This window comes from Hymenobacter nivis (assembly GCF_006439025.1).
Lineage (GTDB): Bacteria > Bacteroidota > Bacteroidia > Cytophagales > Hymenobacteraceae > Hymenobacter > Hymenobacter nivis_A.
In genome coordinates this window covers 44,602-63,075 of record NZ_RCYZ01000011.1, presented here as the reverse complement: position 1 = coordinate 63,075, position 18,474 = coordinate 44,602, and the positions used below count along the sequence as shown (strand labels likewise).

The 18,474-nt window shown below is 65.9% G+C and carries 20 protein-coding genes and 1 riboswitch; of the genes, 4 read left to right on the top strand and 16 right to left on the bottom strand.

From position 1 onward, the window contains the following. Positions 1 to 61: 61 nt before the first annotated feature. Together EAH73_RS20690 and EAH73_RS20685 are read left to right on the top strand one after the other, a co-directional pair. Entirely contained in the window at positions 62 to 232 is a 171-nt protein-coding gene (locus EAH73_RS20690) for a hypothetical protein (RefSeq protein ID WP_240047356.1), read from the top strand. Positions 233 to 310: 78 nt separating this feature from the next. Beyond that, on the top strand, positions 311 to 1,519 hold the full coding sequence (locus EAH73_RS20685) for a sulfite oxidase (protein WP_140469338.1): 1,209 nt from the start codon (positions 311 to 313) through the stop codon (positions 1,517 to 1,519). Positions 1,520 to 1,627: 108 nt separating this feature from the next. On the opposite strand, the gene EAH73_RS20680 is transcribed toward EAH73_RS20685, so the two are convergent. From EAH73_RS20680 to EAH73_RS20610, 15 genes are all read right to left on the bottom strand, one after another. Continuing rightward, positions 1,628 to 1,903 carry a DUF202 domain-containing protein gene (locus EAH73_RS20680; protein WP_140469337.1) on the bottom strand — a complete coding sequence of 92 codons (276 nt, stop codon included), beginning with the start codon at positions 1,901 to 1,903 and terminating at the stop codon, positions 1,628 to 1,630. 12 nt (positions 1,904 to 1,915) lie between these two features. Continuing rightward, positions 1,916 to 2,578 (bottom strand): MBL fold metallo-hydrolase, encoded by a 663-nt coding sequence (locus EAH73_RS20675; RefSeq protein WP_140469336.1) that lies wholly within the window; start codon positions 2,576 to 2,578, stop codon positions 1,916 to 1,918. Positions 2,579 to 2,624: 46 nt separating this feature from the next. After that, positions 2,625 to 3,269, bottom strand: a complete 645-nt coding sequence (locus EAH73_RS20670; RefSeq protein ID WP_140469335.1) for a TMEM175 family protein — start codon at positions 3,267 to 3,269, stop codon at positions 2,625 to 2,627. Positions 3,270 to 3,272: 3 nt separating this feature from the next. After that, positions 3,273 to 3,494 (bottom strand): hypothetical protein, encoded by a 222-nt coding sequence (locus EAH73_RS20665; protein ID WP_140469334.1) that lies wholly within the window; start codon positions 3,492 to 3,494, stop codon positions 3,273 to 3,275. 75 nt (positions 3,495 to 3,569) lie between these two features. Then, the gene (locus tag EAH73_RS20660) at positions 3,570 to 5,453 is read right to left on the bottom strand and encodes a cbb3-type cytochrome c oxidase subunit I (RefSeq protein WP_140469333.1); all 1,884 of its coding nucleotides are present in this window, start codon (positions 5,451 to 5,453) and stop codon (positions 3,570 to 3,572) included. A gap of 208 nt (positions 5,454 to 5,661) precedes the next feature. After that, a complete protein-coding gene (locus EAH73_RS20655; protein ID WP_140469332.1) occupies positions 5,662 to 6,546 on the bottom strand; it encodes an AraC family transcriptional regulator in 885 nt (294 codons plus the stop codon). A gap of 41 nt (positions 6,547 to 6,587) precedes the next feature. Then, a complete protein-coding gene (locus EAH73_RS20650; protein ID WP_193560218.1) occupies positions 6,588 to 7,790 on the bottom strand; it encodes a hypothetical protein in 1,203 nt (400 codons plus the stop codon). 84 nt (positions 7,791 to 7,874) lie between these two features. Further along, positions 7,875 to 8,648 carry a substrate-binding domain-containing protein gene (locus tag EAH73_RS20645; RefSeq protein ID WP_235998560.1) on the bottom strand — a complete coding sequence of 258 codons (774 nt, stop codon included), beginning with the start codon at positions 8,646 to 8,648 and terminating at the stop codon, positions 7,875 to 7,877. A 13-nt stretch (positions 8,649 to 8,661) separates the two neighbouring features. Then, positions 8,662 to 9,624 (bottom strand): molybdate ABC transporter substrate-binding protein, encoded by a 963-nt coding sequence (locus EAH73_RS20640; protein ID WP_140469331.1) that lies wholly within the window; start codon positions 9,622 to 9,624, stop codon positions 8,662 to 8,664. A 55-nt stretch (positions 9,625 to 9,679) separates the two neighbouring features. Then, the gene (locus EAH73_RS20635; RefSeq protein ID WP_140469330.1) at positions 9,680 to 10,159 is read right to left on the bottom strand and encodes a DsrE family protein; all 480 of its coding nucleotides are present in this window, start codon (positions 10,157 to 10,159) and stop codon (positions 9,680 to 9,682) included. 38 nt (positions 10,160 to 10,197) lie between these two features. Then, complete coding sequence (locus EAH73_RS20630) at positions 10,198 to 11,289, bottom strand: c-type cytochrome (protein WP_140469329.1); 1,092 nt, start codon at positions 11,287 to 11,289, stop codon at positions 10,198 to 10,200. Positions 11,290 to 11,393: 104 nt separating this feature from the next. Continuing rightward, positions 11,394 to 12,506 carry a YeiH family protein gene (locus EAH73_RS20625; protein WP_240047355.1) on the bottom strand — a complete coding sequence of 371 codons (1,113 nt, stop codon included), beginning with the start codon at positions 12,504 to 12,506 and terminating at the stop codon, positions 11,394 to 11,396. 85 nt (positions 12,507 to 12,591) lie between these two features. Then, entirely contained in the window at positions 12,592 to 13,230 is a 639-nt protein-coding gene (locus EAH73_RS20620; protein WP_140469328.1) for a LysR substrate-binding domain-containing protein, read from the bottom strand. Positions 13,231 to 13,335: 105 nt separating this feature from the next. Further along, on the bottom strand, positions 13,336 to 13,710 hold the full coding sequence (locus EAH73_RS20615; protein WP_140469327.1) for a hypothetical protein: 375 nt from the start codon (positions 13,708 to 13,710) through the stop codon (positions 13,336 to 13,338). A 151-nt stretch (positions 13,711 to 13,861) separates the two neighbouring features. Then, the gene (locus tag EAH73_RS20610) at positions 13,862 to 14,776 is read right to left on the bottom strand and encodes a LysR substrate-binding domain-containing protein (RefSeq protein ID WP_140469326.1); all 915 of its coding nucleotides are present in this window, start codon (positions 14,774 to 14,776) and stop codon (positions 13,862 to 13,864) included. A 114-nt stretch (positions 14,777 to 14,890) separates the two neighbouring features. Between EAH73_RS20610 and EAH73_RS20605 the strand changes: the two genes are divergently transcribed. Both EAH73_RS20605 and gpmA read left to right on the top strand, forming a co-directional pair. Further along, positions 14,891 to 15,916, top strand: coding sequence for a sodium:calcium antiporter (locus EAH73_RS20605; protein ID WP_140469325.1), 1,026 nt, complete (start codon positions 14,891 to 14,893; stop codon positions 15,914 to 15,916). A 33-nt stretch (positions 15,917 to 15,949) separates the two neighbouring features. Continuing rightward, positions 15,950 to 16,642 carry a 2,3-diphosphoglycerate-dependent phosphoglycerate mutase gene (gene gpmA, locus EAH73_RS20600; RefSeq protein WP_193560217.1) on the top strand — a complete coding sequence of 231 codons (693 nt, stop codon included), beginning with the start codon at positions 15,950 to 15,952 and terminating at the stop codon, positions 16,640 to 16,642. Here gpmA and EAH73_RS23440 read toward each other — a convergent pair. After that, a complete protein-coding gene (locus EAH73_RS23440; protein WP_193560216.1) occupies positions 16,624 to 17,646 on the bottom strand; it encodes a hypothetical protein in 1,023 nt (340 codons plus the stop codon). The genes gpmA and EAH73_RS23440 overlap by 19 nt on opposite strands. Positions 17,647 to 17,759: 113 nt before the next feature. After that, a riboswitch (Fluoride riboswitch) is annotated at positions 17,760 to 17,833 on the top strand. Positions 17,834 to 18,474: the final 641 nt, after the last annotated feature.

The window sequence follows — 18,474 nt, the reverse complement described above, 5'->3', positions numbered from 1 at the left end:
GTTGTTCGGGCCGTTGCGCGGACTTTTAGCTCATTGCCTACGTGATACGGCAGGCAGCGAGGTGGACCCCAGCTGCAACGTGCGCACCACCTTCGGCTGGGTAGTGGGCGGCACCTTGCAGCTGCCGGCCGGCAAAACCAGCGTCACCATCAAGGCCGCCGTGGTGGACAACGCGGGCAAAACCGGCAGCGCCACCCAAGTAGTGCCAATCAGCCCCGTAGACAACGGCTGATGCCCGCGGCCCGTTAAGGGAGTACCCCGCTCGGGGGGCGCATGGTGCGCTACCACGAATTTATTTACCGACTCCTTTATGGAAGAGACTACGCACGCACCGGGCCAGGGCCTGAGCCGCCGGGCCGTTTTGAGTGGCCTGGTGCCAGCGCTGGCCGTGGCCGGCACATCGGCGGCCTGGGCCAGCGCTACGCCCGTGGCTAGCCCCCCGGCGGCGCTGGGCCGGGGCACGTTCCCGGGCCTCATCACCCGCGAAAAAGAGCCGATGAACCTGGAGCTGCCCTTCCCCACGCTGGAGGACCGGCTGGTGCCCAACAACCGCTTCTACGTGCGCAGCCACTTCCACATTCCCACGATAGAGGCGGCGAGCTGGCAGCTCAGCATCGAGGGCGAGGTGCGAAACGCCTTGAAAATCAGCTACGACGAGCTGCGCAAAATGCCTTCTAAAACCGTGACGGCTACCCTGGAGTGCGCCGGCAACGGCCGCGCCCGGCTAGCCCCTAAGGTCAAGGGCCTGCTCTGGGAGCAGGGCGGCGTGGGCAATGCCACCTGGACCGGCGTGCCCCTCTCGGCGCTGCTGGAGCGGGCCGGCGTGAAGCCGGGGGCCGTGGAAATCATCTTCGAGGGCACCGACCAGGGCGAAGTCACGGAAGAGCCCAAGTCGCCGGGTGCCATTCATTTTGCCCGCAGCCTGCCGCTGGCCAAGGCCCGCCAGCCCGAGGTGCTGGTGGCCTACCTCATGAACGGCCAGCCCCTGCCGCCCGAGCACGGCTTCCCGGTGCGGCTGGTGGTGCCCGGCTGGTACGGCATGGCCTCGGTGAAGTGGCTCAGCAAAATCATGGTGAGCGCCGTGCCCTACGACGGCTACTGGCAAACGCTGGAATACGCTTACTGGAAGCGCGAGCGCGGCCTACCCACCCTCACGCCCGTGACGGAAATGCTGGTAAAAGCCGAAATAGCCCGCCCCGCGCTGCACGAGGAAGTACCCGCCGGCCAGCCCTACCGCGTGTACGGCGCGGCCTGGACGGGCGAGAGCGAGGTCACCCGCGTGGAAGTTAGCACCGACAACGGCGGCAGCTGGCAGCCCGCCCGGCTGCTCGAAGCCGCCGTGCCTTTTGCCTGGCGCTTCTGGGAGTTCAGCTGGACGCCGCCCACTGCGCCGGGCCGCTACACCCTGCAAGCCCGCGCCACCGACCGCGCCGGCCACACCCAGCCCACCGCCCACGACCCCGACCGCCGTACCTACATGGTCAATAAAATCGGGGCCGTGGAGGTAGTCGTGCCCTAAAGTCAGCTCCGCTACTCCCCCCAAAGGCCCCTGCCGCATCCTGCGCTAGGGGCCTTTTTGGTGCTAGATTAGACCCGTGCCCCGGCCGCAGTGGCGCACCGCCAGCAGCTAGCTGGCCGCCTGCTGGCAGGCCGCTAGCTGCTGGCGGTGCGCGCGAAAGCGCCATAAGCCCACCGCCAGCACCACGGCCGCCACGGCCAGGGCCGTGTAGCCCAGCCGCCCGCCCCGCTCGGGGTGAAACTGAATGAGGGCCAGCCCAAAGCCTACCAGCGCCAGGCTGGTGCGCACATAGGTCAGCAAGGTGCGCTCGTTGGCCAGGCGAGTGCGTTGCAGGGCTAGCCGGTCGGACAGGGCCAGCTGCGGGGAGGAAGTGGGGGTAGTCATACAGAAAAGAGGCTACGCCAGCGTCACCGAATCGCCCGGCTCGGCTAGGCGCAGAAACCTGATGCCGTGTTTCTCGAAATAGGGCTCATAATTGTCGTAGCGCTGCTGCACGAAAAAGGGCTTGAGGTACCCGTCGTGCACCGGCAAAATCTGCTGGGGCCGCATCTTCAAGGCAAAGTCGGCCACCACCAGCTCCGTGAGGAAGGGCGCGGTAACGGGCAGAATCAGCAACTCTACCCCCGCAAACTGGAGCAGGTTTTCGGCAAAGGAATCGGCCGGGTTCAGCACCCGGCCGTTAACCAGCCAGGCCGTCATTTGGGGCAGCGGGCTGTCCAGAATGGCCTCGTGCCGCACTGGCAGGGCTTGCAGCTGAAACGCGCCCCGGTCGAGCGGGCCTTCCTCGTGGATTTGCACGGCTAGCCCCTGCTGCTTCAGCTTGGCGGCCACTTCGCCATTGGAAATAATAATGGCTCCGCTGCGCTCCACGATGCGCTGGAGGGCGTCCACATCGAGGTGGTCGGGGTGGTCGTGGGTAATGATGACCGTGGCCACGTCCTTGAACACGTCGGGCTGCACYAGCCCTTCGGTGAAGGAAAACTTGCCGGGGTCGAACAGCAATTGCCGGCCGTTTAGCTCAAACAGCAGGCAGGAGTGGATATACTTGGTAATGCGCATGGGGTAGGGAGAAGAGTGCCTGACATGCAGGATAATACCAATAAATTCAGTCGCCCAGCCAGCGGTCGGCCACCAGGCCCAGGGCATAGTTGAGCTGCACCAGCAGCAGCAGGATGGCCCCGGCGTACACGCTCACGAAGCACAATCCCGCCGCCGCCGCGTAGAGCACCTGCATGAGCACGATGCGCCGCACCAACGCCTGGCTCACGGCCGCATCCACGGCCCGCAACAGGCTGTGACGCTGGGCGTAGCGGTAGCTGCCCAGCAGCGCAGTGCCCACCAGCAGCAGGTTGGCCCAGTACACCAGCACCGCCCCGCGCAGCGGAAAATGCGTGGTCAGAAAGGCCGTTGAAAACGGCAGCAGGCCCACCACCAACAGAAAAGCAATATGCCACCAGGCCAGCCGCCGGTCGCTGTGCTCCAGGTACGTGAACTGCGTGCTCTGGCACACCCAGAAGATGCCCAGCGATAGAAACCCCAGCACGTAGCCCCCGATGCTGGGCAGCAGCCCCAGCAGGGCCGGCCCCACGTCGGCCTCGGTGCGCACGAGGTCGGCGGCCGGCACCCGCAGGTTGAGCACTAGCAGGGTCATGGCGATGGAAAATACGCCGTCGCTTAGCGACTCGATGCGGCGCAAGTTTTGGCCCGCCACGGTGGTGTAAGCCACGGGCGGGGCGTGCAGCCGGGCCACGGGCTAGCGGCGGGGCTTGGCCCGGCGGTGGTCGCGGCGGTCTTCCTGGCGCACCAGCTTCGGCTCTTCACTAAGGCTTTCGCCGTGCTTGAGGGTGTGGGCGCGGTCCATTTTGCGGTCGGCTCGCGCCTGCTTTTGCACGCCGCGGGGCGTGTTTTGGGCGGCGGCCGGGAGGCTGAGGGCGGCAAGGACCACCGCAGCAGCCAGGAAACGAAGAAAATTCATAAGCGTAAGAAAGAGCGTAAAAAAGGGCTTGCCCCCGCCGTGTACGGCAGGGGCAAGCCACTGGGTTGGGCCCGGCTACTCGCCACTGGCCTGGGCCAGCTGCACCTCCTCCCCGAGCAGGTTCGACTCGGGCGTGGCCGAGTAGGGCACGGTTTGGGGGATGAAGTCGGCGTCGGCACCGGGCTTGCTGTAGTCGTAGGGCCAGCGGTACACGGCGGGTATTTCGCCGGGCCAGTTGCCGTGGGGCACATCGATGGGCGTAGTCCACTCCAGGGTGTTTGAGTGCCAGGGATTTTGGGTGGCGAGGCGGCCCCGGAAAATGCTGTAAAAGAAGTTGAAGAGGAAGATAAACTGCGCGAAGAACACGGCGATGGCCGCCAGCGAAATCATCCGGTTGAGGTCGGCAAACTGCGAAAAGGCGTCGAAGGCCGTCCAGGAGTAGTAGCGGCGCGGGAAGCCGGCAATGCCCAGGTAGTGCATGGGCATGAAAATGAGGTAGACGCCCACGAAGGTGAGCCAGAAGTGGATATAACCCAGCTTCTCGTCCATCATCCGCCCAAACAGCTTCGGAAACCAGTGGTACACCCCGGCAAACATCCCGAAGAACGCCGCCGAGCCCATCACCAGGTGAAAGTGGGCAATGACGAAGTACGTGTTGTGCAGCTGAATATCGAGCGCCGCGTTGCCCAGCACAATGCCCGTGAGGCCGCCCGCGATGAAGAGTGACACGAACCCGATGCTGAAGAGCATGGCCGTCGTAAACCGGATGTTGCCGCGCCAGAGGGTGGCAATCCAGTTGAAGCTTTTCACGGCCGAGGGCACGGCGATAATCAGGGTCAGAAACATGAACACCGACCCCAGGAAGGGGTTCATGCCCGTCACGAACATGTGGTGGCCCCACACCGCAAACGACAAAATGAGGATGGCGAAGAGCGAGCCAATCATGGCGCGGTAGCCGAAAACGGGCTTACGGGCGTTGGTAGCCAGGATTTCGGATACGATGCCCATGCCCGGCATGATGACGATGTACACCTCGGGGTGGCCCAAAAACCAGAACAAGTGCTGAAACAGCACCGGCGAGCCGCCCTGGTTGTGCAGCGCCTGCCCGGCAATATAGATGTCGGATAGGTAGAACGAGGTGCCAAACGAGCGGTCAAACACCAGCAGCAGCAGGCCCGCAAACAGCACCGGAAACGTGAGAATGCCCAGGATAGCCGTAATAAAGAGCGCCCACACCGTGAGCGGCAGCTTGGTCATGCTCATGCCCTTGGTGCGTAGGTTGAGCACGGTGGTCACATAGTTGACGCCGCCCAGCAGCGTGCTCACCACGAAGAGCACCATGCTCACCAGCCACAGGGTCATGCCCAGGCCCGAGCCGTCGATGGCCTGCGGCAGGGCCGAGAGCGGCGGGTACACCGTCCAGCCCGAGGCGGCGGGGCCGGTTTCGAGGAATAAGGACGTGAACATGACTACCCCCGACAGGAAAAAGAACCAGTACGAGAGCATGTTCATGAAGCCCGACGCCATGTCCCGGGCCCCAATCTGCAGGGGAATGAGCAGGTTGGCAAACGTGCCGCTGAGGCCTGCCGTGAGCACGAAAAACAGCATAATCGTGCCGTGCATCGTCACCAGGGCCAGGTAAAACTCGGGGTTGAGCTTGCCGCCTTCAATCCACTTGCCCAGCAGCGGCTTAAGCCATTCCAGGGTGGCCTCGGGCCAGCCCAATTGCAGCCGGAAAAGCGTGGAGAGCACCCCGCCCACCAGCGCCCAAAACATGCCCGTGAGCAGAAACTGCCGGGCAATCATTTTGTGGTCCTGGCTGAAAACGTACTTAAAAAGCCAGTGCTGCGCCTCGTGGCGGTCGGGTCCGGCTAGGTGGTCGGCGTGGGTAGTGGCCGGAGCGGCGGCCGTGCCGATGCCCCCCTGCGCCTGCGAGGAGGCCGTGAACTCAGTAGCCATAGCGTTGTGCAAATTGCCCCCGGCCGGCCAGCGGTCCGCGCCAGGGAGTGAAAAGAATAGAGCCCCCTGGGGAAGTGTAGCTTAGACTTGATAGTCCGAGCACGAGCGCAGCGGGTAGTTGCGGGCGAGCGACTTCCGATGCCGGATGCCCGCTGCGCGAGCGCTCGGACTACCAAGTCCAAGCTACAGCAACTGGCCCAGGACAAACTTACCCGCCCGGCCTACCGGGCAACTGGCCGTTTTCCAGGTTTTTCTGGTACAAAGCCGGGTTTTGGCGGTAGGCCCGGGGCGAGCAGCCCGCGTGCTGGCGGAAGAAGCGCCCGAAGTGCGAGGCATCCTCAAAGCCCAGGGCATAGCCCACCTCGGCCACCGACAGGCCCGTGGTGCCCAGCAGATGCCGGGCCTCAGCCAGCACCCGCGCCCCAATGAGCTGGCGGGCGGGGTGGCCCAGGTACTGGCGGCAGCAGGCGCAGAGGTGGTCGGGGCTGAGGTGCAGGCGGGCGGCGTAGTCGCGCACCGCGTGCAGGGTGCGAAAGTGCGCTTCCAGCAGCTGCGCAAACTGCCGGGCCACCGCCGCCGCCCTACCCCCCTGCGGGGCTGGCGCGGCCGGGAAAGCCAACGCCAGCAGCAGGTGCAGGTAGGCGCGGGCCTGGGCGGGGTCGGCGTTAGGCTCGGCCAGGGTGCGGGCTAGGCCGCGCAGCAGGGCCGGCACTTCGGCCCGCTCGGCCGGGGGCAATACCAGCGCCCACGGCCCCGGCCCGGCCGGCAGCCCCGGCGCGGGAAAACTGGCCAGGTAGTAGTCGGCCAGAAAGCACACCACCTCGCCCCGGCCGCCGGCCGCCAGCGCCCAGCCCAGTACCGGCCCCGGCGGCAGCAGCACCAACTGCCCCGGTTGCAGCGCCAGCGCCTGCCCCGGCAGGTGCAGCACGCCCGCGCCCCGCGCCACGTGCAGCAGCAGCCAGAAGCGGTGGGCGTGGGCCACGCCCGGTGCCCGGGCCGCCAACGCTTCGAGGCGCTGCATCCGCAGCGGCTCGTCGGGCCGCCCGGTGGGGCACACCCGCCAGTCGAGCAAGGGAAGGGCCGTGGGGTTCATGGAGATGGGAGTTGGTGGAATAGCGCGCCAGAGACTATCCCCTAGGGGGCCGGCGTCAGCAGCTGGCCGTTGGCCACGGGGCTTATTTGCACCACCTGGGTGGCGCTGCCGGTTTTGCCCGCGTTGTCCACCACGGCGGCCTTGATAGTGACGCTGGTTTTGCCGGCCGGCAACTGCAAGGTGCCGCCCACTACCCAGCCGAAGGTGGTGCGCACGTTGCCGCTGGGGTCCACCTCGCTGCCGGCCGTGTTGAAGACCGGGGCCAGGTTACCGCCAGCCGCGATGACGTTGCCGTTGGGTTGCAGCAGCGGCACGTCGAAAGTCACGACCAGGCCCGGCGCGTAGCGGTTGGGACCCTTCGACGACTGGGTGCCGTCCACGATGGTGCCCCGGTCGGCGTCGGCCTTACCCAGGGCATTCTCGTTCACCCCGATGCCGTTTTTCGACTTATCGAGGGCCGATACCTGCACAAAAAACAGGGCGCCCTGGCTGGGTGGGGTGGGCAGCACGCCCGCCGTTTGGATGCCGGGGCTGACGCTGCTCGGGAGGCGCGGGGCCAGCAGCGTCACCGTGGGGCCGGCCGGGTCATCCGCGCCGGGCGTGAGGGCGGTGGTGAGCGGGGCCGGCGTGAGGGCCTGGCCGCTGGCCGCCCCGCCGGGGCCGGAGCCCACGCTTACTTTTTGGGTCGTAGTGGTGAGGCGCCCCGCGCGGTCCTTGAGGGCGGCCGTGAGGTTGAAGCTGGTGGTACCGGCGGGCAGCGATTCGAGCACGTGCCAGCTCACCCAGGTCGTGACGCCGGGGCCGGGCGTGTCGTCGGTGCCCGCGATGTTGAAGAGCGAGGCCAGGTTGGTGCCCTTGGCGATGACCACGCCCGCCGGGGTAGTCAGGTCCACGTCGAGGCTCACCGTCAGGCCGGGCAGGTTCACGTTGGGGCTGCCCACGGCGGCGGCGTTGCGGATGTTGAGGCCTTCCTTGGTGGGGATGGTCACCGTGTCCTGGGTCACGATTTCCAGGTTCACCAAAAAGCCCGCCCCGTCGAAGCTGCCCGCGCCCAGGCGGCCCACACCGGGTGCCACCACGGCATTCGCCACGGGCGACACGATATGCAGCAGTGGCGAAGTATCGGCCGCCTGAGTGTCGTCTTTTTTGCAGCCCCCCAGCAGGGCGGCGCTGCCCAGCAGGGTCGTGGCTAGCCCCAGGGCCAGCCGGCGCGGGGCGCGGGTAGAGGTGGAGAAAATGGTCATGTAGGAAAGGGGTAAATGGGTAATGATTAGGAAGAAATTGTTTTGGTGAGGGTGCTTTAACGCCCTTGCGTGGCGCCTCACCCCCTACTCCCACCCATTGCGGCGGAAAATGGCGTGGCCCTCGGCTGACTTTAAAAAGGCCACGAACTGCCGGGCGGTGGCCGCCTGGGTGGTGCGCTGGGTGAGGGCGATGGGCGTGCCCCGGTGCACGCGCTGGGCGCGGGGCAGGCGCACCAGCGCCGAGCCGGGCAGGCGCGGCTGCCACGAGGCATAGGTTATCCAGGCGTCGTAGCCCTGGGGCTGCTGCTGCCAGAGCGCCACGGCCTCGGCGCTGGTCTTCACCGAGGTGCGGGTATTGTGCTGGAGGTTGGCGATGAGGGCCGGGGTGCGAGCCATGTCCTCGGTCATGCCCATCTGGCCGGCCCCGTTCACGTCGAGCAGGCGCACGCCGGGCCGGGTCAGGTCTTCGAGGCGCTTGATGTGCAGCGGGTTGCCCGGCCGCACCAGCACCGCCGACTCGCGGGCGTAGAGGCTGGTGCGGCTGGCCTCGTCCACCAGGCCGGGGTGGGCCAGCGCGGTTTGGGTGAGCATGTACTCGGCCCCGCCGTACACCAGGTCGGCATCCTGCTGGGCCTGGGGTAGCCACTGCGGCTCGGGGCCGGCCGTGACGTCCACGGGGGTGCCCGTTTGTTTGGTAAAGGCGGCAGCGCACTCCTTCATAGCCGTGGCCGGGCCGCCGGGGCCGTACACGTGCAGGGTTTGGGGCGGCGTCTGGGCCAGGGCCGGGCTGGCGGCTAAGGTGCTGAGCATAAGGCAGCGGGCAACCCGGCCGAGCCGGGTGCGAAAAGGGGTTTGCATGGCGGAAAGGAGGTTATTTTACCGGGGGCAGGAAGCCGTACTTCTGGTACACGGCCTGCCCGGCGGGGCTGGTGAGGAAGGCCACGAAGTCCTCGGCGGCCTGGGCGTGGGGGGCGGCTTTCATCGTGCCGGCCACGTAGTTGGCCAGTATGTTTTCCTTGGCCGGAATCTCGACGCTCTCTACCGGGTGGCCCAGCATTTTCTGGTAAAAAGCCTCCGTGTACCATACCGGGGCGGCATCCGACTGGTCGTAGAGCACCCGCAGGGGCGATTGCCGGTGGTGAATCTGGGTCAGAAACGTGCTGCCAGCTTTCACCTTGGTCGTCATCACGGCCGTTTTGAGTGCCACGCCCCCAGCCTTTTCATACGACTCTTCGATGCGCTTGCCGATGCCCTCCCAGGCGGGGTTGGGCATGCTCACCCGCACCTCGGGCCGGCCCAGGTCGCGCAGGCTGGCCACCTTCTTGGGGTTGCCCTTGCGGACCATAATAGCCAGCCGGTTCTGGGCGTAGCTGCTGGTGCGTCCAAACCACTCGGGGGTCATATCCATGCGGTTTTTGCCGGCCGCGTACACGTCGGGCTTGAGGGCGATGCGCAGGTTGCCCACCACCAGCGCCCCGCCCTGCTCAATCTGCTTGGCCAGGATGCCGGGCGGCAGCGTTTCCACGAAAATGCGCTGGTACTGCGGGTAGGCCTTGCGAAACTCGCGCAGCAAATCGTCGAGCACCATGAACTGGTTGCCCCCAAAAAACACCACCAGCTGCGGGTCCACCACGTCGCCGTAGAGGTCGGGCACGTTGTCAATCCCGGGCACCGTAAAGGCCTCGCCGGTTTGAAACGGGGCATTCCAGGGCGGGTCGAAGCGGTGGGCCGCGTCGGGCGGCGTGGGTTTCTGCACGGGCATGGTCTGGGCCGAAAGGGCAGCCGGGGCCAGCGCGAGCGCAGCCAGGGCAAGCAGGTGAGGAAGGCGTTTCATGGGCGGGGTGGTTGGGAAGTAAGCGTATTGTGCAGGCGGAGCCAGGCCCTCCCCCTTAGGGGTGCACCAGCGACCAGCCCTGGGCCTGCCGGATAATCAGCTCCCCGTTGCCGCTGGGCACGTAGGCGATGAGCGGCAGCAGCTCGTCCTTGCTTATCTTCTTCTCCTTGAGTGTGTTCAGGCACTGCGACAGGATGACGCCCTTCGCCTTGAGGGCGGTTAGCGGCGCCTCGTAGGGCTGGTCCTTGCGGAAGAGGGCGGTGCCGTTGCCGAAGGCCACCAGTTCAATAGTAATCTTCCCCTTCAGCCGCGCGTCTTCCAGCGCGTTGTTGATGTTGCGCAGCGTTTGCTGAATGAGCTTGGGGTCGTCGCTATCGAGCTGGTACACGGCGTTGTAGTGGGCCTGGTCGGCGGTCGCGCCGGCGAAGGTGCCTTTCTGGAATGCCTCGGCATCGTGCATAGCGGCGGGGGTTTGGGCGCGGCCCGTGAAGGAAAGACCCGCGATGAGCGCGGCGGTCAGAAAGAAGCTTTTCATGGGAGAAAACTGGAAAGAAAAGAGGGGTTTTGCCGCACTTATTCCGCGCCTTTTTTGCCCTGGCTCATGGCGGCGTAGGGGCCAAACTGGTGCTGGTGCTGCGTAAACTGGTCGGCGTAAGGGGGGTAGGGGCAATCGACCGGCTTCTTGCTTAGGTTGGGGTAGTCTTTGGCGAGGTGGGCCATTTGGGGCCGGGGCATCGAGTTGAAATAAGCGGCCACGTCGTAGGCCGCCTCGTCGCTGAGGACGGTGTGCTCGGCGGTAGCCCCGAAGGGCATGTTAGCCTTCACGAAGCGGGCGGCCGTTTGCAGGCGGTGCATGCCGGCCCCGTCGTTGTAGCTGTCGGGGCCCCACAGCGGCGGGTACTGGTACTGCCCGCTGCTGCCGGCGCGCTGGCCCTGGCCGCCCGCGCCGTGACAGCTGGCGCACTGCTGGGCAAAAATGAGCTTGCCCTGGCCCAGGTCGGCGGCCCGGTTGGGCATCGTGAACTTGACAAACCCCTGGCCCTTCACTTTCTCGCCCACCGGTACCTGGCGGCCCAGCCATTTCATGTACGTCACCATGGCCTTCATCTCCTTGCCGTCAAGAGTCAGCGGCTGGCCGTTGAGGCTGCGCGTCATGCAGCCGTTGATGCGGTCTTCGAGGGTGCTGATGGCGTTTTCGCGGCCCTTGTAGGTGGGGTAAATGCCCCAGATGCCCACGTAGGGAGCCGAAAACGCCTTCTGGCCGGCTTGCAAATGGCAGTTCTGGCAGGCCAGGTTGCTGCCGGCCAGGCGCAGCAGCGGGTCCTTGGCCTGGGGCCCCAGGTACTGCGGGGTATGGGCAATCAGCTCGTGGCCGTAGCGAATCAGCTCGCCCTCGGGGTTGTTTTGCACGCTGTCGAGCAGGAAGCGCGCGGGCGTGAAAAAGTTAACCAGCTGCGCCCTAGCCGGCTGCGCCGCCGCACCGGCCGGCGGGGCCGCGGCGGCTACCGGGGCCCCGGGCTTGGGCGGAAACACCAGCACGTAGGCCGTCACGGCCACCACCAGCACCATCAGCCCAATAACCCAGGTGAGCAGCCCGGCGACCTTGATGAACACCTGCTTGTCTTCGGGTTGCAGGCGGGGCGAGGGCTCGGCGGGAGTTTCCATGACGAAAAGGGTGGGAATGGGAAGGAAAATTATCAGCAGGCAAATCCATGATTACTAAGTGATTCAGCCCAGATTGGTCGCCTTCGCCCCGCGGGCCGGGCCGCCTAAACGGCGTGCAAAATGACGTAGAGCGAGGTGGTCGAAATCACGACCCACAGCAGCACGCCCAGCACGTAGGGCCGGATACCCACCGAGCTCACCACCTTGGCCGAAAGACCCGCGCCGATAAAGAAGAGCGTCACCGTGAGGCCGATTTTGGCCAGGTTCACCATCACCGGGCCCAGCGCCTTGGCGGCGGGGATGTAGGCTGGGGCGAAGGTGTTGAAGAGCATCGCCAGGATGAAGCCGAAGATGAAGTAGGGAATCGAGATTTTAACGCCTTTCTGCTTGAAAATCATGGCCGTACCGATGGCCACTGGGATAATCCAGAGCGCCCGCGCTAGCTTCACCGTCGTAGCTACTTCCAGGGCCTGGTTGCCGTAGGCCGCCGCCGCGCCCACTACCGAACTCGTGTCGTGGATGGCGATGGCGCACCAGAGGCCAAACTGGTTCTGGCTCATGTGCAGGGCGTGGCCGATGGGCGGGAAGGCGAACAGCGCAATGGCGTTCAGCACGAACACCGTGCCCAGGCCCACCGACATCTCCTCGTCTTTGGCCCGCAGCACCGGCCCGATGGCCGCGATGGCTGAACCGCCGCAAATGGCGGTGCCGCACGAAATGAGGTGCACCACGTGTTTGCTCAGCCCCAGCCACTTACCTACGAAGTAGCCCAGAAACAACGTACCGAAGATGGACACGACCGTGAACAGAATCCCTTCTTTGCCCGCCTGCACCGCCGCGTGGGCGTTCATGCCGAAGCCCAGGCCGATAACCGAGAATTGCAGCAGCTTGTGGGTGAAGGCTTTGGTGTGGCTGGTGAAGGGGTTACCCACCGTTTGGGCCAGCACCAGCCCCAGGGCCAGCGCGATGGGCGGCGAGGCCCAGGGCGTGAGGCAGAAAATGAGAAACAGGGCAAACACCACCTGCCGCAGCGTAAACGTGCGCCCAAACAGCTCGCGCGGCGTGTGCAGCGAGCGGAAGATGCCAGTGGTGGTTTCGGGCTCGTCGAGGGTGGTTTCGGCGTGCTCCATCTCGGCCGAAGAGGCGAAGAGCAGCGGCTCGGCGCTGTGCTCGGTGGCCGGCGCGGCGGGGGGAGTAGTATTAGGGTGCTGGGTCATGGGGGAGAGCTGGTTAACTGCTGCAAATTTACGGCAAAGCTCCCTGTTTAGATTATCCCATAATGTTATGAGCAATAACCATTGGTTATGAAAGGCAGTCGCAAGACAGGTCGCACAGCCGGATAAACTGTTGGGCAGCAAGCGGGAGCACCTCGCCCGTGCGCCACGCAGCGGCGAGCGGCCGCGCTAGGTACAGGCCCCGGATGGGTATTTCTTCCAGCTGCCCGCTCACCAGCTCGGCCATCAGGGCGCGGCGCGACAGAAAGCCCAGCGCGCCGGGCGTGGCCAGCAGGTGGGCTTTGAGGGCCTCGTTGCCGGTGAAGTAGCGCGGGGCGGGCAGGTCGGCCAAGCGCACGCCGTGGGTGAGCAGCGCGGCTTCGACCACGGCCAGCGTGCCCGAGCCGGGCTCGCGCAACGCCCAGGGGTGGCCCAGGGCCTCGGGCAATGCCAGCGGGGCGGCGGGCGGCCCGGCCGGCGTGGCCCCGCGCACGGCCACCAGCTCGTCGAAGAGCAGCCGCTCGTAGCGCAGGCCGGGCAGCCGCTCGGGGCCTTCCACAAAGCCCAGCGCCAGCTCGCCGCGCAGCAGCGCCCGGGCTACCTGCGCCGAGTTGGCGGGGTACAGCGCCACGGCTACCGCCGGGTGCCGGGCCCGAAAATCGGCCAGCAGCCGGGGCAGCACGTAGCGGGCCAGGGTGGCGCTGGCCCCGATGTGTAGGGTAGGCATAGTAGAGAAGAAAGAATAACTAGCTTTTTGCCAACTAGTTGCCGGCTGCTTAAAACTAGTAAAGGCACCGGAGGGTGCCTTTACTGCTGGCGCTAGCCCGGCCGGCTAGAGACTGGTTTGCTCGTTTTTCAAGTCGTATACGTCGCCCCCGGCGTAGCGCGGGTCGTCGGCGGCGTAGGCGGCGCGCTCCACGTCCTCGTCTTTGCCCTGGGCGGCCTCAATGGCGGCGGTAGCCTGGTTTTGCTCGGCGTGGCCGCGCTGCTGGCTGGGCTCGTAGGGGCCGGTCTCGCAGCCACCGTGGGTGCCGGCGGGGTCCATATAGCCGCCCACGTAGGGGCGGTTGGGATGATGCTCCGGGGTAGCAGGCACGTTGGCCGGGTCGCCAAAGGTGCCGTAGTGCGGCGTACCGGCGTGGGCCGCATCGGCCGGCTGCTCGGCGGGAGTGGGCTGCGAATCGGGGGAATCGGCGGGCTGGCTCATGGCAAAAAGGGGAAAAGTGAAGAACTAATGTACAGCAAACTGGCGGCGGCTAGCAGCAAAAGCCACTGCCGCTGGCAAGTGATACGGCAAAAGTAGCGGCCCTCATTGAATTTTGGTTATAGCAAATAGTTATTGCTAATAACCAAACTCGCTACCTTGCTTTGCTGCCCGCCTGCTGCTGGGCAAAGCTCCAGAAGCGCTGGGCGGTGCGCGTCAGGGGCTGGCCCTGCACCCACACCGCCTCGAACTGCCGGGGCAGCGTGAAGCCTTGCACAGGTATTTCTTCGAGCAGGCCCGCCGCCAGCTCGCGCCGCAGCGCCTGCCGCGACACGAAGCCCACGGCTCCCGGCGCGGCCTCCAGGTAGGTCTTGATGGCCTCGGTGCTGTCCAGGTAAATCGCGGTTTTCAGCTCGCCGAGCTTGATTTTACGCTCGCGCAGGGCCGTTTCCAGCACATCGAGCGTGCCCGAGCCGCGCTCGCGCAGCACCAGGGGGCTGGCCAGTACTTCAGCCAGCGGCAGGGGCCTAGGGGGCGAGCCGGCGGGCGTAGGCTGGCGCACGGCCACCAGCTCGTCGGGCAGCAGCAACTCGTAGTGCAGGTCGCGGTTTTTGGTGCGGCCTTCCACGAAGCCCAAATCCAGCTCGCCGCGCAGCAGGGCCTCGGCGATGCGCTCGGAGTTGACGTTGAGCAAGCTCAGCTGCACCCGCGGGTAGCGCGCCTGGAAAGCGGGTAGCCAGGCCGGCAGCACGTACTGGGCCAGGGTGGTGCTGGCCCCCAGGCGCAGGCGGCCGGCGGCCTCGTCGGGGTCGCGCAGGCCGAGCAACTGCTCGTCGAGCTGCTGGGCCGAGGCGGCCACGGCTTCGGCGTGCAGCAGCAGCAGGCGGCCGGCTTCGGTGAGCAGCACCTTGCTGCCGCTGCGCTCCAGCAGGCGCTGGCCGTACTGGGCCTCCAGCTCGCGGATGTGCTTGGTGACGGCCGGCTGGCTCACGAACAGCTCCTGCCCGGCCTTGGTGAAGCTCAGGTGCCGCGCCACGGCGGCAAATACGCGAAGGCGAAAATCGGACATGGGCGCGAAGGTCGGGGCTGTAGCGCGGACTTTGCGGCGAAAAGGCCGGCCGGCCCGTATGGGCCTTCCACTTCATTCGCTGCTGCATGTTCGCCCACTTATCCATTCCCCCTTTTGCTACTTGCCTTCGCGGCGGCCGGGGCGGCCGTCTGGGTGGCCGGCGTTTACCTTGCCAACGCTACCTCGGTGCTGGCCAAGCGCTTCGGACTAGGGCAGGCGCTGGGCGGCTTGCTGCTGCTGGCGGTGGTCACCAACTTGCCCGAGCTGGCCATCACAGTCAGCGCGGCCCTGAGCCAGCACCTGGAATTAGCCATCGGTAACATCTTGGGTGGCATTGCGATGCAGACGCTAGTGCTGGTGGTGCTCGACGTGTTTGGCCTGGGCAAAAAAGCGGCCCTCACCTACCAGGCCGCTTCGCTGGTGCTGGTACTGGAAGGCGTACTGGTGCTGGCCGTGCTGGCGGCCGTGCTGGTGGGCAGCCAGCTGCCAGCCGCCCTTATCGTGGCCCGCATAACCCCGGCGGGCCTGCTCATCTTGGGGCTCTGGGTAGTGGGCCTATGGCTGATTGGCAAAGCGCAAAAGGGGCTACCCTGGCAGGCGCACGACGCGGCCCCGGCTGGCAGCCCGCCGCCCAAGCCAGCGGCTCCGGCCCAGCCAACGCCCCCGGCTAGCACCTGGCGCACGGGGCTGGTGTTCCTGGCTGCGGCCCTCGTGACGCTGGTGGCGGGCGTGGTGCTGGAGCGCAGCGGCGACGCGCTGGCCACGCATTGGGGCCTGAGCGGGCTGCTGTTTGGGGCCACGGTGCTGGCGGCAGCCACCTCGCTGCCCGAGGTTTCGACCGGCCTGGCGTCCATGAAAGCGGGCGAATACCAGCTGGCCATCAGCGATATTTTTGGGGGCAATGCCTTTTTGCCGGTGCTGTTTCTGGTGGCCAGCGCGCTCTCGGGCCAGGCCGCGCTGCCCCACGCCGGCAAGGCCGACCTCTATCTCACGGGCCTGGGCATGCTGCTCACCTGCGTGTACGTTTACGGGCTGGTTTTCCGGCCGCAGCGGCAGGTGGCCCGCATGGGCCTCGACTCGCTGGTAGTACTCGGGTTGTATGCCCTAGGTATGCTGGGACTGTTAGCTATCAGTACCTAACGAATACTAGTGCCCTCCTCACCGCCCTACTCCATGCCCGACCTCGTATTGCTGCGCCACGGCGAAAGCACCGCTAATTTAGCCAACGTATTCACCGGTTGGACCGATGTGAACCTCACCCCGCAGGGCGTGGCCGAAGCCCACCGCGCCGGCCAGCTGCTGCGCCAGCACGGCTTCCGCTTCGACGTGGGCTACACTTCCGTGCTCAAGCGCACCATCAAAACGATGGACATCGTGCTGGAAGAGCTGGACCTGCTTTGGATTCCAGTGCAGAAAACCTGGCGGCTCAACGAGCGTTTTTACGGGGCGCTGCAAGGCCAGAACAAGGCCGAGGCCGAAACTCAGTATGGGGCCGAACAGGTGCTTAAGTGGCGGCGCGACCCCTACGCCCACCCGCCCGCCATCACGCCCGCCGACCCCCGCTACCCCGGCCGCGACCCGCGCTACCAGCACCTCACCGACCGCGAATTGCCCCTGACCGAGAACCTGAGCGAAACCCTGGCCCGCGTGCTGCCCTTCTGGACCGAGACGGTGATGCCCGCCCTGCGCCAGCAGCAAAAGGTCATCGTCTGCGCCCATGGCAACAGCCTGCGCGCCCTGGTGCAATACATCGACAAGCTCACCGACGAGCAGATAACCCAGCTCGACATCGTGACCGGCGTGCCGATGGTGTACCAGCTCAATGATAATCTAGAACGGGTAAATCATTATTTGCTAACGGAATAGGGCTGCGGCAACGCCGCTACCTGCGCGGCCAGCTGGGCCAGCTCCTGCTTCATCAGCGCCACGCTAGATTCGAGCTGGTCGTAGAAGTTGGCCCGCATTTGCAGCTCGCTGGCCGCGTAGGTGCCGCCGCGCCCAAAGAGCAGGTGCAACAGGCGCTGCCGGTCGGCGGAGCTTTTGGCCCCTAGCTCGCCGGTGGTTTGCCAGCGGTGCAGCAGGGCTTCGCGCCGCGAAAGCGCGCCCGCCGCGCCAGCGGGGGCTGTGAGGTAGGCCCACACCGGTGCGGCCAGGGTGCGCGGCTGCGTAGCCACCGGCCCTACGTCAACCAAGCCGATGTCGGCCAGCGCGTTTCGGCGGTGCGCGTAGGGAATGCGCGTATCGGGGGCGTAGAGGCTGAGCAACCCCAGCGCTGCCCCGGCCAGGCCAAACACGATGCCGACCGGGCGGTAAATCGACTTGCGCACTTCCAGCAGCGCCAGCCCGCCGGTGACGACCGTGCCTAGGGCCCCGAGTACGATGGCCAGCAGCGTGTAGCGCCGGATGCGGCTAGCGGCTTGGTCGAGCAAGTAATCGGCCACCTGGTCGGCGCGCTCCTCCTCGCAGTCCAGTTCGGCGGTGGTGCTTCCCACCAGCAGGGCCAAGGCCGCCAGCTGCTCGCCCACGCGCTGCTGGGCGTTCAGGCGGGCCAGCGAGCCGGGTGGGGCCGCCACCAGTTGGTGCAGGGCCGGCCCCAGGCCGTAGCGGTTGGCGGCGGCCAGCGTGGGGGCCGTGAAGTGGCGGCGCAGCAGGATATCGGCCGCTAGCTGCGTGGAAGTCAGCACCGGGCCGGGGAGCGGGTAAGCCAGCTCGGCGGGGGCACACGCCACGGCTGCCGCCGGCGCGTTCAGCGCCCGCGAAGCGCCTACCTGAGCTACCACACAGCCGCTCAGCCAAGCCAGCAGGGCAAAGCTGGCCCCGGCAGCCGCCCGCCACCGCCGGGCCGCAGACAAAAAGGGGAAACGGGTCATGGCAGCAGGCTAAGGAGCTTCCTTAACGGCCGGGCCAGCCACAAGTTTTTTTGGCGATATCGCCAGCAGGTTGCCCTATTGCCACAACCTGCCCATCGCCGCTCCGTATAAGGGCGCAGTACGGTGATGGATTTCCACCGCGAACCGCCGGCGCCTGGTGCGCTGCGCTGATGATTCCTACGAGACGGCTGGCCCTAGTGGCTACGCYGAGTAGTTCATCCTAGCGTTCGCTCCCGTGGCTTATCCCCCTATTTACGCCCGCTTGGTACCCGCCCGCTTACGGGCCCTCTCCCCTACCCCCACGGTTTGGTTTATGCTACGCTGGCTGCTGCTGGCGAGCTTGGTCGGCGCGTTGGCCGGAACCGCTTCGGCCGGCTTTTTAGTCAGTCTGGAATGGGTGACGCGCTGGCGTGAGGCCCACTCGTGGGCCCTGGCCCTGCTGCCGGTAGGCGGTCTGCTAGTGGGGGTTGCGTTAGTAACTGGACAAAGAATTACGGTAAGCAAATAAAGAGCTGGTAAACAGTTTGTTTGGAATAGATTTCCATTCCTTTCTTCCCCCATTTGCCTTGGCCAGTAGGTGGCTTTGCCTTTTATCCAGCTTCGCATTGAGCGCATGAATAGGAGCACAAAAACGAGGGATTTCGGGTACCAGCTACTTGCTGCCTCTTTCGGGCTATCAACCCGACAAAACCTGGTACCCGAAACCCATAGCGGTAATCAAAGTACCCGCTAGGCCCTTTTTGCAGCTTTCTGGTACCCTATACCAAGTGCCCCGACTAGTCGAATAACGGCTAAAGCGACCTGCCGTTCTTGGCACATGGCCCTGCT

Bases quoted from the DNA above. Each gene is read 5' to 3' on its own strand.
- EAH73_RS20660 (WP_140469333.1), bottom strand. From the start codon at position 5,453: ATGGCTACTGAGTTCACGGCCTCCTCGCAGGCGCAGGGGGGCATCGGC.
- EAH73_RS20655 (WP_140469332.1), bottom strand. From the start codon at position 6,546: ATGAACCCCACGGCCCTTCCCTTGCTCGACTGGCGGGTGTGCCCCACC.
- EAH73_RS20685 (WP_140469338.1), top strand. From the start codon at position 311: ATGGAAGAGACTACGCACGCACCGGGCCAGGGCCTGAGCCGCCGGGCC.
- gpmA (WP_193560217.1), top strand. From the start codon at position 15,950: ATGCCCGACCTCGTATTGCTGCGCCACGGCGAAAGCACCGCTAATTTA.
- EAH73_RS20625 (WP_240047355.1), bottom strand. From the start codon at position 12,506: ATGACCCAGCACCCTAATACTACTCCCCCCGCCGCGCCGGCCACCGAG.
- EAH73_RS20615 (WP_140469327.1), bottom strand. From the start codon at position 13,710: ATGAGCCAGCCCGCCGATTCCCCCGATTCGCAGCCCACTCCCGCCGAG.
- EAH73_RS23440 (WP_193560216.1), bottom strand. From the start codon at position 17,646: ATGACCCGTTTCCCCTTTTTGTCTGCGGCCCGGCGGTGGCGGGCGGCT.
- EAH73_RS20610 (WP_140469326.1), bottom strand. From the start codon at position 14,776: ATGTCCGATTTTCGCCTTCGCGTATTTGCCGCCGTGGCGCGGCACCTG.
- EAH73_RS20650 (WP_193560218.1), bottom strand. From the start codon at position 7,790: ATGACCATTTTCTCCACCTCTACCCGCGCCCCGCGCCGGCTGGCCCTG.
- EAH73_RS20635 (WP_140469330.1), bottom strand. From the start codon at position 10,159: ATGAAAAGCTTCTTTCTGACCGCCGCGCTCATCGCGGGTCTTTCCTTC.
- EAH73_RS20640 (WP_140469331.1), bottom strand. From the start codon at position 9,624: ATGAAACGCCTTCCTCACCTGCTTGCCCTGGCTGCGCTCGCGCTGGCC.
- EAH73_RS20630 (WP_140469329.1), bottom strand. From the start codon at position 11,289: ATGGAAACTCCCGCCGAGCCCTCGCCCCGCCTGCAACCCGAAGACAAG.
- EAH73_RS20645 (WP_235998560.1), bottom strand. From the start codon at position 8,648: ATGCAAACCCCTTTTCGCACCCGGCTCGGCCGGGTTGCCCGCTGCCTT.
- EAH73_RS20665 (WP_140469334.1), bottom strand. From the start codon at position 3,494: ATGAATTTTCTTCGTTTCCTGGCTGCTGCGGTGGTCCTTGCCGCCCTC.
- EAH73_RS20620 (WP_140469328.1), bottom strand. From the start codon at position 13,230: ATGCCTACCCTACACATCGGGGCCAGCGCCACCCTGGCCCGCTACGTG.
- EAH73_RS20680 (WP_140469337.1), bottom strand. From the start codon at position 1,903: ATGACTACCCCCACTTCCTCCCCGCAGCTGGCCCTGTCCGACCGGCTA.